The sequence below is a fragment of the Lacticaseibacillus absianus genome, from assembly GCF_013407595.1.
Classification (GTDB): domain Bacteria; phylum Bacillota; class Bacilli; order Lactobacillales; family Lactobacillaceae; genus Lacticaseibacillus; species Lacticaseibacillus absianus.
Map to the genome: position 1 here is coordinate 877,231 of NZ_JABEKX010000002.1, position 13,824 is coordinate 891,054.

Below are 13,824 nucleotides of genomic sequence, written 5' to 3' on the forward strand. Positions count from 1 at the left end.
TTTATTGCGGTCGACCAGGCCGAGGCCCGAGTCGTTTTAGTTGTCAAACCCACGGGCCCGCAGTAGACTGCAGGTAATCCAGGGAGGTTCCGCCGGGTGATCGCGTCAGCGCAACGAGACCGGTAACCCGACGGACAGCCGAAGTCATCCAGGGGCATTGCGTCCTCGGTAGGCTCAACCCGGAGTATCGATACGGTGAGGCGCGGCGGACCATACACACGCTAGCTGGTTGAAATTGGGTGACACCACCGGGCACAAGGCAAGACGGTGGTGATCGGTGCAACTGCACGCTGCCACGCCAGACGGTCTGAATCTGGCGGGATAACCAAGACGGTGACGCAGACTGACCGCGTCACCACCCGGCCGGTCGATGGCAGACCGTTCACCCCCGGCCGGGCGCCCCCGCGGGGCAGCCGCGGTAGTCAGCCAAAGGCGTCCTCAGGTGCCCTGGGGGCGGCTTTGGTGTGTCTGAAAACTCCAGAGCGGAGAAGCGCGGTCATGCGGGTTGGGCTAAGGCGGCCTAACGTGAGGCCCCGGGCTTGGGCCTTGCGTTGGAACGACTTAGACCGCACCCACATGCGCTTCGCAGCTCGACGAACCAGAGCGGCGCAAAGCCGCCCTTAGCGGGACGGCTAGCCTAGCCGGACACATGCAGCGATGCTTCATGTGTCCTGCGGCGTGAGGCGAAGCCGAACGGAAGCAAGACATGCCCGCGTTGCGAGTCCGTAGCTCGACGAAAGTCGGGAAGCAGTACGCAAGCTCCCACCGTTGCTCAGTCCCCACCCAACGTCAGCCCCCAAAAACACAATGTCGCGCGCAACCAGGCTCGAGCCTGCGTTAGACCGACTGCACCCATGCCACCACAAGTGCCCAACGACCGGTCTCCCCAGTTTGACCATCTCCTCGGCCCGCCCTGACGCAAAAACAAGCCTGACCGCCACTCGACGGTCAGGCTTGCAATATCGATGATCAGGCTTCATCCGGTGCGCTCACCGTCCGGGCTTCACGTTCGACTTCACGCAACAGTTTTTGCGCGTTCTTGTCCAGTGTCAGCGTCTCTAGAAGGTCCGGCCGGCGCTCGTAAGTTCGCCGCAACGACTCTTTGAGTCGCCACTGCGCGATCAGCTGGTGGTTCCCGTTTTGCAACACCTCCGGCACCGCCATCCCCCGGTAGACCGGCGGCCGGGTGTATTCCGGATAGTTGAGCAGGCCGTCTTCGAAGCTATCGGTCGCGGCGCTTTGCTCATTACCGAGCACCCCGGGCAAAAAGCGCACGGTCGCGTCGATCATCATCATCGCCGGCAACTCGCCGCCGGTCAAGACAAAATCGCCGATCGAGTATTCGTCGGTGACCAGGGTGCGGATGCGCTCATCGTAGCCTTCATAATGGCCACAGATGAACACCAAGTGCGCCTCTTGCGCCAGTGACTTAGCCGCCACATGGTCGAACTTGCGCCCGGCCGGGTCGAGCAAGATCACGCGCTTAGGCCCAGGGGCCGCCGCATCCAGCGCGTCCATCGCCTCGAACAATGGCTCGGGCTTGAGCAGCATCCCTGCACCGCCACCGTATGGGGTGTCGTCGACGTGATTGTGCTTGTCGTGGGTGTACTGACGATAGTCGATGACATTGAATTGCATCAGGTCGCGCTCAAGTGCTTTGCCGATGATCGACTGCTGAAGCGGCGCAAACATGTCAGGAAACAGGCTCAACACATCAATCCGCATCGTCGATCAACCCCGCTGGCACGTCGACATAGGCGGTCTTGGTCGCCAAGTCGATGCGTTGCACCACACTGTTCAAGAACGGTAAGAGGATATCTGGCTGCCCGGGACGCGGGATCACCCAGACGTCGTTAGGCCCCGGCGCGAGGATCTCAGTGACCTGACCCAGGGTCGCACCGGTCTGATCGATCACGGTCAAGCCGATGATGTCGTGGTAGTAATACTCCCCGTCATCAAGCGCCTGAAGGTCCGTCTCGCGGACGGACAACAGGTGCCCCTTGAAGGGTAGCACGAGGTTGATGTCGTCGTACCCCTTGAGGCTCAGCAAGTAGAGCCCCTTTTGCTGGCGGACGTGTGCGACTTCGACGTCAACGTTCGGGGCCGCCTCGATGACCAGCTTGCTCCCCTTGGCGAAGCGCTGCTCGGGAAAATCGGTGATCGGGACAATCTTCAACTCACCCTTGATGCCATGCGTGTTGACGATCTTACCCACGTGATACAGATTCGACATGTTGTTCTCCTCATTCTTCCAGTCTCTCGTCACTTAACTAAAAAGGCCGGCGATTGCCGACCTTTTTAGTCATGCGGCGCGTCCATGATGTTCAGACGCACACGCTTGGTATATGGTGACTTGACGGCATAAACGATGGTGCGGATCGCCTGTGCGACCCGACCACCCTTGCCGATCACCCGACCGACATCATCAGGGGCGACGATCAAGTCAAAAGCCATGTAATCCGCCGTTTCGTGCGGCGTGATCACGACGGCCTCGGGGTGTGTGACTAATGGCGCCACGATTGCTCGAATCAGTGCAGCAATGTCCACGTTATCCCCTACTTCTTAGCAAAGCGTGCTTCGTGATACTTTTGCATGATGCCCTTGCTGGAAAGCAAGTTGCGAACGGTATCGGAAGGCTGCGCGCCCTTCTGAAGCCATGCCAAGATGTTGTCTTCGTCCAACTTCAAGTCAACTGGTTCGGTTAATGGGTTGTAGTAGCCAACGGATTCGATAAACCGACCATCACGTGGGGAGCGAGAATCAGCAACCACAACGCGGTAGAAAGGCTTACGCTTAGAACCCATCCGCTTCAAACGAATTTTAACTGCCATTAAGTCCACCTCCTGTAAATTTCTCAACCTCAATATAATAGCAAAGCTTATTGGGCGTGTAAAGAGTTTTTTCTTTACAACCGATATTTTTGTGTGGTGGACTGCTCCCTCACAGGTGCCGGTCGAGCCGCCACCATTCGATGAGATACATCAGGTAATAGGCACTGGCCGTGGCGCCGAGCATTCCGGCCGTGATCATCCCCAGCAGCTGCTTCGTGATGGTCGCGCTGACCGTCAGCACAACGACGACCATCAGTCCCGTCAGGACGATCCCCAGGACCCACTGGCTAGTCTTGGCCGCGGCCAACCGCCCGATCTGAAGTTCACGTTCATCGGCCGCGCTTTGTTCGCCCTGCTGGGGGTCAAAGCTCGCGTCGAGCCGCGGATAGAGGTGCTGCGCCACCTCGAAGACCAGCCCATAAGCCAGGAACACCAGCATGGGCCATCCGAACCGCAGTGTCAGCCAGAACGCCGCAGCCGATGCGGTGCTAGTCGAATGGCGGATCACGTCGATGGCCGCAAACGCGAACAGGCCACTCAAGATGGCATTACCGATCTGAACAAACGCAATTTTTTTCATTCCTCATTCCTCCAGTCGAAACAGGTCTGCGACCGGGACCTGAAGCGCCGTTGCGATCATCAGCCCAAGCGTCAGCGACGGCGTATAGTGCCCCTTCTCTAATGAAATGATCGTGCGGCGTGTCACCCCGACCCGTTCAGCCAGGGCTTCTTGCGTCCAGCCCCGCGCTTTGCGCGCCGCGGCCACATCGTTGATCAGTTGCATGTGTGCCTCCAAAGTGAAGTTGTCTTCACCTAGTAGTAAACCACGTCCCTAATGTGAAGTCAACTGCACACCTCAAAAAGAATGGCGGTCAAGCGCAGCACCGGCCTCAAGCCCAAACAAACACCGCCGCACCGATTCGACGTGCGAATCGGTGCGGCGGTGCGGGATGGCGGTGCAGGATTTGGATCGATCGCCAAGCGCCTGCGCTTGGCTAGGACTTGAACCGCTTGACGTTCTTCAGGCGTTTCTTCTTGTTCTTCTTCTGCTTGCGGATCATGTTGTTCATCGCCATCTTGCCGAGGCGGCCTTGGATCCCACCGCCCATCATGCCTTCCATGCCGGCGAAGTTGCCCTTATACATCTGGCTCATCATCTGCTTGGACTGGTTGAACTGCTTGATCATGCGGTTGACCTCGACGATCGGCCGCCCGGCCCCTGCCGCGATCCGGCGCCGGCGACTCGGGTTGAGCAGATCCGGGTCCTCGCGCTCGGCCGGCGTCATCGAGTAGACGATGGCCTTTTGGTGCGCAATGTCTTTGGGGTCAACATGAAAATTCTTCATCGCCGGATTGTTCGCTAGGCCCGGGATCATCTTCATGATCTCATCGAACGACCCCATGCTGGAGACCTGGTCCATCTGGTCGAGGAAGTCGTTGAAGTCAAAGGAATTCTCTTTGATCTTCTCGGCGACTTCCATCGCCTGCTTCTCGTCAAAGTTCTTCTGGGCCTTGTCGATCAGCGTCAGCATGTCGCCCATGCCGAGGATCCGGTTCGCCATGCGGTCCGGATAGAACACGTCGAGCGCGTCCATCTTCTCGCCTTGCCCGATGAACTTGATCGGCTTGCCCGTCACTTTGCGGATCGACAGCGCCGCCCCACCACGGGTGTCCCCGTCAAGTTTGGTCAAGACCACGCCGGTCAAGTCGAGTTGATCGTTGAAGCCCTTCGCCACGTCGGTCGCCGCCTGCCCGGTCATCGAATCGACAACGAGCAGGATCTCGGTTGGCTGCGCGATCGCCTTGATGTCGGTCAGCTCAGTCATCAACTTCTCGTCGATCTGCAACCGCCCGGCGGTATCGATGATCACGTAGTCGTTATGCTGCAGGTCGGCCTGGGCCAGCCCTTGGCGCACGATCTCACGCGGGTCAGTGTCGGTGCCCATTTCGAAGACCGGCACCCCGACCGACTGACCGACGACTTGCAGCTGGTCGATCGCGGCTGGCCGGTAGACGTCGGCCGCGATCAGCAGTGGCCGCGCCTTTTGGGTCTCGATCAGGTACTTCGACAGCTTCCCGACCGTCGTCGTCTTCCCGGCCCCTTGCAGACCGACCATCATGATGATCGTCGGGATGTGCGGCGACTTGTTCAGCGGCACGGCCGCTTCGCCCATCGTCGCGACCAGTTCATCGTTGACGATCTTGATGATCTGCTGCCCCGGCGTCAGGCTCTCAAGTACCTCAGCCCCGAGCGCTTTGTCGCGCACGGACTTGACGAAGTCCTTGACGACGCCGAAATTGACGTCGGCTTCCAGCAAGGCGAGGCGGATCTCGCGCATCGTGTCACGGACGTCTGCCTCAGTGACCTTGCCCTTGCGGCGCAGGCCCGCGAAGGCTTTTTGCAATCGTTCGGATAATCCTTCAAATGCCATGGTTTCCTCCTCTGATCAGCGCGCGGCCTGTTCGGCGACGCGTGACAAAAGCGTGCTCAGCTCGGCGTCTTCGGCGTAGCGTCCGTGTACGTACCGGACCAAGGCGTCGACCGCCTGATTCTGCGCCTGATAGTTGGCCAGCAGGTGCAGCTTGGCCTCGTATTCCTCCAAGCTAGCCTCCGTGCGGCGAATGTTATCATACACCGCCTGGCGTGACACGTCGAACTCCGTGGCGATCTCGCCCAGGGAATAGTCGTCGCCGTAATACAGCTCGAGGTAACTATGCTGCTTCGACGTGAGCAGCGCGCCATAAAACTCGAACAGCGAATTCATTCGGTTGTTTTTATCGATTTCCATCTCGTCAGTCCTTCTAAATTGTCCTTTTATAAGAATACCGGTCGAGCGGCGACGCGTCAATGCGGCTTGCGCCGGAGACGGCCCCTCACGGCCTGGGCCAACTGTCACACGCCAGGCCGAATGCCGGCCGGCCGCGGGTCCTGCAGCCAGCACAATCTGTATCAACTTTCACAAAATGGATGTGTTGCGCTTACATCCGTGTTAAAATAAGGGTGCATTGAATTGGAGGGACAATTATGGTAGCAACGATTCTTTACTGGGGCGTGATCCTAGCCTTGCTCGGCTGGGCCGCCTGGAACATCCTCTTCTCCGCCGTCTACGTGCACAACCGCGAGAACGGCAACTTGTGGTTCTTCGCCATCCTGAACACGCTGGGCCTGCTGGCCGCCGTGATCTTCGACGTGGTGATGTCCAACACGGCTTGGCAGAAGTACTGGTTCGTCGACTCCGTCACGAACGGTCCGCTGTTGTTTTACATCATCATCGGCTACGCCGTGATGATCCTGCTCCAGCTGGTCCTCGGGCGCGAGAAGAAGCCCGCTGCAGCATAACTCGCATGGCTGAACGTCGCCGATCAGGCGGCGTTTTTGATTAGGGCTACCGCCTGACGGCGCGGCACCGCGAATAGGACCCCAGCGCCACGGTTTATGCCGCGGCGCTGGGGTCCTATTTGCATGCTAGCATGTGCTGACCAAGGCTAGTCGTCCGCCGGTACGTCGATCAGGCCCTTGAAGAGCCCATAGACGAACTTGTTTGGATCGAAGGCCTGCAAGTCGTCCATCCCCTCGCCCAACCCGACGAGCTTGACCGGCACGTGCAACTCGTTGCGGATCGCCAAGACGATGCCGCCTTTGCCCGAGCCGTCTAGCTTGGTCAAGACGATGCCGGAGATGCTGGTGGTCTGGTTGAACTCCTTGGCCTGGCTCAGCGCGTTTTGGCCCGTCGTCGCATCAAGTACCAGCAGGACCTCTTGCGGGGCGTCTGGGAGCTCGCGCACGATCACGCGCTTGATCTTATCGAGCTCCTTCATCAGGTTGACCTTATTCTGTAGGCGGCCGGCTGTGTCGACGAGCAACACGTCGACCTGATCGGCCTTGGCGCGCTGGACGGCATCGTACACGACCGCCGCCGGGTCCCCGCCGGCCTGAGTCGCCACGACAGGCACGTTATCCCGTCGGCCCCATTCCTGCAGCTGCTCGATGGCCGCCGCACGGAAGGTGTCCGCCGCCGCCAGCAGAACGGACTTGCCTTCTGCTTGCAGTTGGTGGGCCAGCTTGCCGATCGTCGTGGTCTTACCCGCGCCGTTGACCCCGACGAAGAGGAAAACGGTCGGGCCGCTGGTCGCATAGTGTAGCGTGTTGTCTTCCTGCGCGCCAGCCTCACCGTACAGGTCGACGAGCTTGCCGACGATCACGCGCGCCACGTCCTCGGGCTTCTTCGCGTTGTGGAGCTTCACAGACTCGCGCAGCTCGTCGGACAAGCGTACAGCGGTCTCGTAACCGACGTCGGCGCCGATCAACATCTCCTCGAGGTCATCGAAGAAGTCCTCATCAACGGTGCGAAAATTCGCAAACAGCGTGTTGAGCCGCTCGCCAAAGGTGCTACGGCTTTTTTCGAGTCCCGCGTCGTACTTCTCGACGGCCGGCGTCTCCGCTTCCGGCGAACTCCCGCCGAAAGCCTGTTTGATTCGATCGAATAATCCCATGTGGGCCTCCTTGTCAGGCGTGCTTCTGATCGGTCGCGAGCTGGTCCAGCGAGACCGCGACCATCTTGGACACCCCAGATTCCTGCATCGTCACGCCGTAGAGCATATTGGCCGCCAGCATCGTGCCGCGGCGGTGGGTGATGACGATGAACTGAGTGTCAGAGCTGTAATGCTTCAGGAATTCCCCGAAGCGGTTGACGTTGACTTCATCCAGACTGGCCTCGACCTCGTCGAGGATCGAAAACGGCACCGGCCGCACCTGCAAGATCGCAAACAGCAACACGATCGCCGTTAGCGCGCGCTCGCCCCCGCTCAGCAGGGACAGGCGCTGCAGCTTTTTGCCCGGCGGCTCCGCCGAGATCTCCAAGCCGGTGTTCAGCAAGTCATCCGGGTCGGTCAGCGACAGGTGGGCGGCGCCGCCGCCGAACATCCGGGGAAAAATATCCATGAAAGCCGCGTTGGTCGCGTCAAACATCTCCTTGAACCGGACCTTGACCTCCTCGTCCAGCTCGCCCATCGTGTCGAGCAGCTGCTGCTTCGCGTCGAGCAGATCCGTCTGCTGCTTGGTGAGAAAATCATAGCGGGTCTTGACGTTCTCGTACTCGGCGACCGCATTGGGGTTGATCGGTCCGAGTTCATCCAACCCGCGCTTGAGCAGCTTGAGCTGAGAGCGGAGCACCGGCAGATCAGCGGCTTGGTCCGACGTCGCCGCCAGCGCAGCTTCGTAAGTCAGCTGGTAAGTCTCGGCCAGTGTGCTCAGCCGGTTCTCCAAGTTGATCTTGATCCGGTTAAGGCTGACGCTTTGCTGTTCGGAATCCGCCATTGCCTGGTGCTGTTGGGTATAGGTGGTGGTGATCTGCGCGGAGACCTGACTGAGTTCGCCGCGGTTCGCCGCTTTGGCCTTCGTCACCCGGTCTTGCGTCGCCCGGAGCTGCTTGGTGCTGGCCTCAAGGGCGGCGATCGCCTTGGCGCGGTCTTCCTTGTCGTGGGCGTTGGACTGCGCGTCTTGTTGGATCTTCGCGATCCGCGTGGTCAGCTGCTCGACTGCCTGGCGGTTGGCCACCAGCGTCTCGTTCCACTGGCCGAGCTGTGTCGCCGTGGTTTTCTGATCGTTCTTGAGCACCGCCAGCTCCGTCTGCAACCGGCTGAGCTCGGCCTGAGTGACAGACGCGTCCTGGCTGGCCTGACTGAGCGCCTGCTTGACCTGATCGATCGTCGCCTGCTTGGCGCTGATCACGGCTTCCAGCTCGCTCGCCCGGCTGGCCAACGTCTCGATCTGGCCGGCGTAGTCTTCACCACCGTCGACCGAGAGCTGCAACGCCTTACGCTGACGCTGTAGTTGCGTCAGACTGTCGGTCTGCGCCTCGAGCTGGGCGGCCTGCGCCGTGTGTGCGGCCTGCGCCGCCTGCAAGGCCGCCTGCGTTTGGGTGGCCGCCGCTTGGGCCGCGGCGAGGGCAGATCGCAACTCACCAAGCTTGACTTGCTGCTGCGTCAGCGCTTCTTGCATCTGCCGCAACTGCGCACGCAACTCGGTGACCTCCTGCGTGCGGGCGAGCGGCGAGCTCCCCTGCTTCTTGGTTTGGCCCCCGGTCATCGCCCCGCCTGGGGTCAAGATGTCGCCATCCAGTGTCACGATCCGGTAGCGGTGAGCGGTCAGGTTCGCGAGCCGGATGCCAGCGTCCAGCGTCTCGGCCACGATCAGACTGCCCAGCAAGTTGCGCATCACGCTGCCAACTTCTTCGCGGAAGCGCACGAGCTCGGCCCCGACCCCGACGTAGCCGGGTTGGCCGGTCAGTTCACGCACGGTGGATTCAGGGAGTGAGCGTGGCCGCACGACGGCGGTCGGCAAGAAGGTCGCGCGGCCAGCACGCGTCTGCTTGAGGTAGCCGATCGCCTGCTTGGCTGCCTGTTCGGTGGTGGTGACCACTGCCTGCAGGTTGCCCCCCAGCGCGACATCCAGCGCCTGCTGGTACTCGGCTGGCACTGACAGGAGTTCGGCGACCGCCCCGATCACGCCAGGCAGGTCCGCCTTGTGCTTCAGCACGGCCCGGACGCCGGAGAAGAAGCCGGCGTAGTCGTCCTTAAGCTCCTGAAGCGTCTCGTAACGCGACTTAGCTCGTTGATAGAGCGTCCCGGCCTGCGCATAGCGCTCTTGGGCGTCGGCGTAACGTGCTTGCGCCGCTTCGGCCGCCGCTTGCGCGCTGGCGTGCGTCGTCTGGGCCGCTTCAGCCTGCGCGTGCAAGTCGGCCACTGTGGCGGTCAAGTCGTCAACGGCTGCCTGTTGCGCGGTCACCCGCCGGTTCAGCTCCTGGATCCGCTGATGCTCGGCTTGATTCTGCGATTCGGCAACTTGTTGGTCCTTCTTGGCCGCATTCAGCGCGTTGCGCGTATCCGCTTGCTGACGCAGGAGGTCGATGTACGCGCTCTGCGCGTCCTCCAGCTGCGCGTTGAGCTCGGCCGGGCTCTGCGCGGCCTCATCTAAGCCACTGAGCTGCGTCGTCAGCGCTTTGACCTTGGCTTTTTGCGTCGCCTGCAGGTCGTGCAGGTCTGCCTGCCGCGCCAACGCGCCAGCGACTTGCGTCTTCGCTGTGTCGAGTTGCGTCTGCAGTTCGCTCAGCGTCGCCTGGGCATTGTTGACCCGTTCAGTCGACAGGTTCGCCTCACCGGTCAGATTCTCGAGCCGCATCGACTGGCTCAACAGCTCATCGTTGACCTGGTTCAGCTCGGCTTCCAGCGCCTGATCGCGCGCCGTCAGGCCTTCCGATTTGTCCTCTAGCCGCTTGGCCTGCTCGGTCAGCGCCGCGACGGTCTGGTGCGTCACCTGCGCCTGCTGCTGCGTGGTCGTCTGCTCCGCCGCCAGCGCTTGGATCTCCAACGCCAGGATCGACTTGTGGACCCGCGTGTAATCCGCCGTCTGCCGCTCGAAGTCACGGGCCAGCGAGGCTTGCTCCGCCAGCGGCGTCACTTGGTGGTGCAGCTCGGTGATGATGTCGTTGACGCGATCGAGGTTATCGTCGGTTTCGCGTAGCTCTTTTTCGGCTTTTTGCTTCTGCAGCTTGTACTTCAAGACGCCGGCGGCCTCTTCGAGGATGCCACGCCGGTCTTCTGGCTTCGAGTTGAAGATCGCTTCGACGCGCCCCTGAGAGATGAAGGAGAAGCTCTCCTTGCCCAGGCCCGAATCCATGAACAGATCGACGATGTCCTTGAGGCGAACGTTCTGGTTGTTGATCAGAAAGTCGGACTCCCCATCACGATAAAGCCGGCGGGTCACAGTGACGGTCGCCGGCTGATTCTTGAGGTACCCATCTGCGTTATCGAAGGTCATCGCCACTTCCGCCCGGTTCAGCGGTGGCCGCGCAGCGGTGCCGGCGAAGATCACGTCGCCCATCTTCTCCCCGCGCAGACTTTTGGCGCTTTGCTCCCCGAGCGTCCAACGGATCGCCTCGGTGATGTTGCTCTTCCCGCTCCCGTTCGGCCCGACGATGCCGGTCAGTCCAGAAACGAACTCGATCTCAGTCTTATCCGCGAAGGACTTGAAGCCGTTGATCGTGAGATGTGTTAATTGCATTCGATTCACTCACTCGCATTAGATTGGAGTCGCAACAGTGCGTCGTTGGCCGCCGCTTGCTCGGCCGCCTTCTTGTTCTTCCCGAGCCCGGTGCCCAGCACCTCGCCGTCCACCGTCACCTCGACTTTGAACTGTCGGTCATGCGCCGGGCCGCTTTCGGCCACGAGGCGGTAGGCGATCAGCACCTCCCCGTTTTGCTGCACGAACTCCTGCAGTGCCGTCTTGTGGTCCATGTTCGCCGCGTACTCGCCGGCATCGATCTTCGGGAAGATCACTTGCTCGGCGAAGTGGATGTTCGCTTCACGCCCCTGATCGAGGTACAACGCGCCGTTGAAGGCCTCGAATAGGTCCTCGAGCAGCGTCTTGCGCTGCCGCGCACCGGCATTTTCCTCGCCCTTGCCCAACTTGATGTACTGATCGAAGTGGGCCTCTTTGGCAAACGCAGAAAAGCTCTTGGTCTGCACGATCGCCGCCCGCATGCGGGTCAGCTTGCCTTCTGGCAGGTCAGGAAAGTGGCGGTACAAATAATCTGATACCGTGAGCTCGAGCACCGCGTCGCCCAGGAACTCCAGACGTTCATTGTCCTTGAGCCCAAGTTCCTTGTGTTCGTTCACGTACGAGGAGTGGGTGAAGGCTTCGTCGAGCAACGCCAGATCGCGAAACTCGATCCCGTAGCGCTGCCGCAGTTCACTCACGAACTCTGATGCAACCATGTGTAATCCCCCTCCGTGCATTGATGCGCACTATTCTTCACTATTATACAAGTCGACCACCCCAAATGCCACTCACCCCGCCAATTCCGTGGCATTGACGACTGAATCAGCGCACACAAAAACACCCGCATTCAGCGGGTGTTCTCGTCACGCTTACTTGGTTGCTGGAGAATCAGCAGTAAGCTGGATGTCTTGCCATTGGGTCCCTTCGGAGCCGTAGGAGACATTGTAGTTCTTGACGCGCTTGTTGACTGGCGATACCGTCATGCTGTATTGCAGTGGCACAACGTAGGCCTGATCAAGGGCGTAATCTTGCCACTTCTTGAAGGCTTCAACACGGTGTGCTTCATCCAGGGAAGCCTCGGAGTCGATGTCATCAAGCAGCTTCGTGTTTTCGTCAGAGACGAAACGGGAGAAGTTATACGGCGCCGCAGCGGAGTACAGGTCAGCTGGGGAAGGTTCGGAAGAAACGCCCCATGCACCGGTGAAGACATCCACGTCCTTGGTGTCGTTTTGGACCTTGTCGTAGAAGTTGTTGAAGTCGAGCAGACGCCCGGAGGTCAGCTGAACGCGCAGACCGATCTTCTTCCACTGCTGGATGTTGTTCTGAGCGATCGCTTCAGCGGCTTCACTCCCGGACATCGCGGCGAAGTTGATGGTCAGCTTCTTGCCGTCTGGGTCGGTCCGGTAGCCGTCTTTGCCCTTCTTGTAGCCCGCCTTGTCAAGCAACTTGTTCGCCTTGTCCAGGTTCAGGGTGTAGCCCTTCGCGTTGGAGTGGAACTTGCCGAAGATCGGTGGGATCAGAGTGTTCGCGGTGGTCCGCAGGCCGCCAGCGTAGAACTTGTTGTTGACTTCGTCTTCGTTGAGCGCGTAAGCCATCGCCTGACGCAGCGACTTGTTGTTCATCTTCGCGTTCTTGTCCATGACGTTGATGTTCTTCTTCTTATCGAACTTCCCAAGCTTGAAGCCCATGTAGCTGTAGTACAGCTCTTCTTTACCCAAGTTGACGTAGCCCGGAACTTTCTTCCAGTTGTCATACGTGGTCGTTGGCATTTTGAGGACCGTATCGTACTTGTGGTTCTTCAGCGCAGCCGCCGCCGTGGAGGTCGAAACGACTTCCATGGTGATCTTGTCGAGCTTCGCGACCCCTTTGTAGTAGTACTTGTTCGGGGTGAACTCAACGGACTGGCCCGCAACGATCTTGCTGATGGCGAATGGCCCGAAGAACAGTGGGTGCTTACGGATCTTGTCGCTCTTGACCATGTCCTTGAACGCGACGTCCTTGAGGTAGTGGTACGGCGCAGCGCTTTCGAGGAAGTAGCCGTTACCGGACTGGGTGAAGCCAGGCTTCATTTCCTTGAAGTGCAGGACAACCGTCTTGCCGTTTTCACCGTCAGGCATCTCGAGCCCGGAGATCTTGTCGGACTTACCCGCGTTGTATTCTTCCAACCCTTCAAGGTTCAACAGCGCCCCGGTCAGACGGGAAGTATCGGAGTCCTTGTTGGCGACCTGTTCGTAGGCGAATTCGTAGTCCTTCGCGGTCACAGGCTGGCCGTCAGACCACTTGACGTTGTCCTTGATCTTGATGGTCGCGGTCTTAGCGTCGTTATCGAACTTGATCGAAGCGGCCCCATCGTTAGTGAACTTGAATTCGCTGTCCGTGGAGAACAAGGATTCAGCTGCTGGGCCCATGAAGTCAGCATCATAGGCGTCATCGTAGTACTGTTCGCTGAAGACCCCCTTGAACGGCTGGTCGATGGCGACCCCGATCTTCATCGTGCCGCCCTTGATGGCAGCCTTGTCACTCTTGTACGCCGTCGCAAAGCTGACGCTCTTGGTGGTGGTACTTGAGGTGTTCTTGCTCGTGTCACTCTTGCCGCCACAGGCAACCAGCAGGATGCTCAGTGCAGCGGTAAGGGTAACATATCCAAATGCGGATTTCTTCTTCATGAAGTTTCCCCCTTAAAATATCCAACCCTCAACAGTTATGTGATCCACAACGGTTGAACGCTTTCTGTGAACAAAATGATAGCCTAATTAAAAAACATTGTCAATACTAATTTTCACCATTTAGTCTCATTTTCGTCAAAAAATGCGTTCAGGCCGCAAAATTGCCCCTTCGACGGTGGATCGTCCCGCCGGATCATGCCCTTCGACATGCGTTAACGGCGAGTTCGGTCGCCCGACTCGCCGCTAAGGCATGCCGTGCATCGAGATG

13 protein-coding genes are annotated in these 13,824 nt (G+C 59.6%); 1 reads left to right on the top strand and 12 read right to left on the bottom strand.

Annotation, left to right across the window (positions count from 1 at the left end; all coding sequences use genetic code 11):
- Positions 1–969: 969 nt before the first annotated feature.
- The 8 genes from trmD to HII33_RS09545 form a co-directional block, all read right to left on the bottom strand.
- Positions 970–1,725: a tRNA (guanosine(37)-N1)-methyltransferase TrmD gene (gene trmD, locus HII33_RS09510; protein ID WP_179395559.1), complete on the bottom strand. Its 756-nt coding sequence runs from the start codon at positions 1,723–1,725 to the stop codon at positions 970–972.
- Complete coding sequence (gene rimM / locus HII33_RS09515; protein WP_179395560.1) at positions 1,715–2,233, bottom strand: ribosome maturation factor RimM; 519 nt, start codon at positions 2,231–2,233, stop codon at positions 1,715–1,717. Before rimM ends, trmD begins: the two co-directional genes overlap by 11 nt.
- Positions 2,234–2,298: 65 nt before the next feature.
- Positions 2,299–2,547, bottom strand: coding sequence for a KH domain-containing protein (locus tag HII33_RS09520; protein WP_179395561.1), 249 nt, complete (start codon positions 2,545–2,547; stop codon positions 2,299–2,301).
- A gap of 8 nt (positions 2,548–2,555) precedes the next feature.
- A complete protein-coding gene (gene rpsP, locus HII33_RS09525) occupies positions 2,556–2,831 on the bottom strand; it encodes a 30S ribosomal protein S16 (RefSeq protein ID WP_179395562.1) in 276 nt (91 codons plus the stop codon).
- A gap of 109 nt (positions 2,832–2,940) precedes the next feature.
- Entirely contained in the window at positions 2,941–3,411 is a 471-nt protein-coding gene (locus HII33_RS09530) for a DUF2178 domain-containing protein (protein ID WP_179395563.1), read from the bottom strand.
- Between the two features lie 3 nt (positions 3,412–3,414).
- Positions 3,415–3,615 (bottom strand): helix-turn-helix transcriptional regulator, encoded by a 201-nt coding sequence (locus HII33_RS09535; protein WP_179395564.1) that lies wholly within the window; start codon positions 3,613–3,615, stop codon positions 3,415–3,417.
- A 211-nt stretch (positions 3,616–3,826) separates the two neighbouring features.
- Positions 3,827–5,263: a signal recognition particle protein gene (ffh, locus tag HII33_RS09540; protein ID WP_179395565.1), complete on the bottom strand. Its 1,437-nt coding sequence runs from the start codon at positions 5,261–5,263 to the stop codon at positions 3,827–3,829.
- A gap of 15 nt (positions 5,264–5,278) precedes the next feature.
- Entirely contained in the window at positions 5,279–5,620 is a 342-nt protein-coding gene (locus tag HII33_RS09545; protein ID WP_179395566.1) for a putative DNA-binding protein, read from the bottom strand.
- A 236-nt stretch (positions 5,621–5,856) separates the two neighbouring features.
- Between HII33_RS09545 and HII33_RS09550 the strand changes: the two genes are divergently transcribed.
- Positions 5,857–6,171: a hypothetical protein gene (locus HII33_RS09550; RefSeq protein WP_179395567.1), complete on the top strand. Its 315-nt coding sequence runs from the start codon at positions 5,857–5,859 to the stop codon at positions 6,169–6,171.
- A 146-nt stretch (positions 6,172–6,317) separates the two neighbouring features.
- On the opposite strand, the gene ftsY is transcribed toward HII33_RS09550, so the two are convergent.
- The 4 genes from ftsY to HII33_RS09570 form a co-directional block, all read right to left on the bottom strand.
- A complete protein-coding gene (gene ftsY / locus HII33_RS09555) occupies positions 6,318–7,325 on the bottom strand; it encodes a signal recognition particle-docking protein FtsY (protein WP_179395568.1) in 1,008 nt (335 codons plus the stop codon).
- 13 nt (positions 7,326–7,338) lie between these two features.
- The gene (gene smc / locus HII33_RS09560; RefSeq protein WP_179395569.1) at positions 7,339–10,893 is read right to left on the bottom strand and encodes a chromosome segregation protein SMC; all 3,555 of its coding nucleotides are present in this window, start codon (positions 10,891–10,893) and stop codon (positions 7,339–7,341) included.
- Between the two features lie 5 nt (positions 10,894–10,898).
- Positions 10,899–11,606 (bottom strand): ribonuclease III, encoded by a 708-nt coding sequence (gene rnc, locus HII33_RS09565; protein WP_179395570.1) that lies wholly within the window; start codon positions 11,604–11,606, stop codon positions 10,899–10,901.
- Positions 11,607–11,759: 153 nt separating this feature from the next.
- Positions 11,760–13,556 carry an oligopeptide ABC transporter substrate-binding protein gene (locus HII33_RS09570; RefSeq protein ID WP_179395571.1) on the bottom strand — a complete coding sequence of 599 codons (1,797 nt, stop codon included), beginning with the start codon at positions 13,554–13,556 and terminating at the stop codon, positions 11,760–11,762.
- Positions 13,557–13,824 lie beyond the last annotated feature (268 nt).

Coding starts and splice junctions, on each gene's coding strand:
- trmD (WP_179395559.1), bottom strand. CDS start 1,725: ATGCGGATTGATGTGTTGAGCCTGTTTCCTGACATGTTTGCGCCGCTT.
- rimM (WP_179395560.1), bottom strand. CDS start 2,233: ATGTCGAATCTGTATCACGTGGGTAAGATCGTCAACACGCATGGCATC.
- rpsP (WP_179395562.1), bottom strand. CDS start 2,831: ATGGCAGTTAAAATTCGTTTGAAGCGGATGGGTTCTAAGCGTAAGCCT.
- HII33_RS09530 (WP_179395563.1), bottom strand. CDS start 3,411: ATGAAAAAAATTGCGTTTGTTCAGATCGGTAATGCCATCTTGAGTGGC.
- HII33_RS09535 (WP_179395564.1), bottom strand. CDS start 3,615: ATGCAACTGATCAACGATGTGGCCGCGGCGCGCAAAGCGCGGGGCTGG.
- ffh (WP_179395565.1), bottom strand. CDS start 5,263: ATGGCATTTGAAGGATTATCCGAACGATTGCAAAAAGCCTTCGCGGGC.
- HII33_RS09545 (WP_179395566.1), bottom strand. CDS start 5,620: ATGGAAATCGATAAAAACAACCGAATGAATTCGCTGTTCGAGTTTTAT.
- HII33_RS09550 (WP_179395567.1), top strand. CDS start 5,857: ATGGTAGCAACGATTCTTTACTGGGGCGTGATCCTAGCCTTGCTCGGC.
- ftsY (WP_179395568.1), bottom strand. CDS start 7,325: ATGGGATTATTCGATCGAATCAAACAGGCTTTCGGCGGGAGTTCGCCG.
- smc (WP_179395569.1), bottom strand. CDS start 10,893: ATGCAATTAACACATCTCACGATCAACGGCTTCAAGTCCTTCGCGGAT.
- rnc (WP_179395570.1), bottom strand. CDS start 11,606: ATGGTTGCATCAGAGTTCGTGAGTGAACTGCGGCAGCGCTACGGGATC.
- HII33_RS09570 (WP_179395571.1), bottom strand. CDS start 13,556: ATGAAGAAGAAATCCGCATTTGGATATGTTACCCTTACCGCTGCACTG.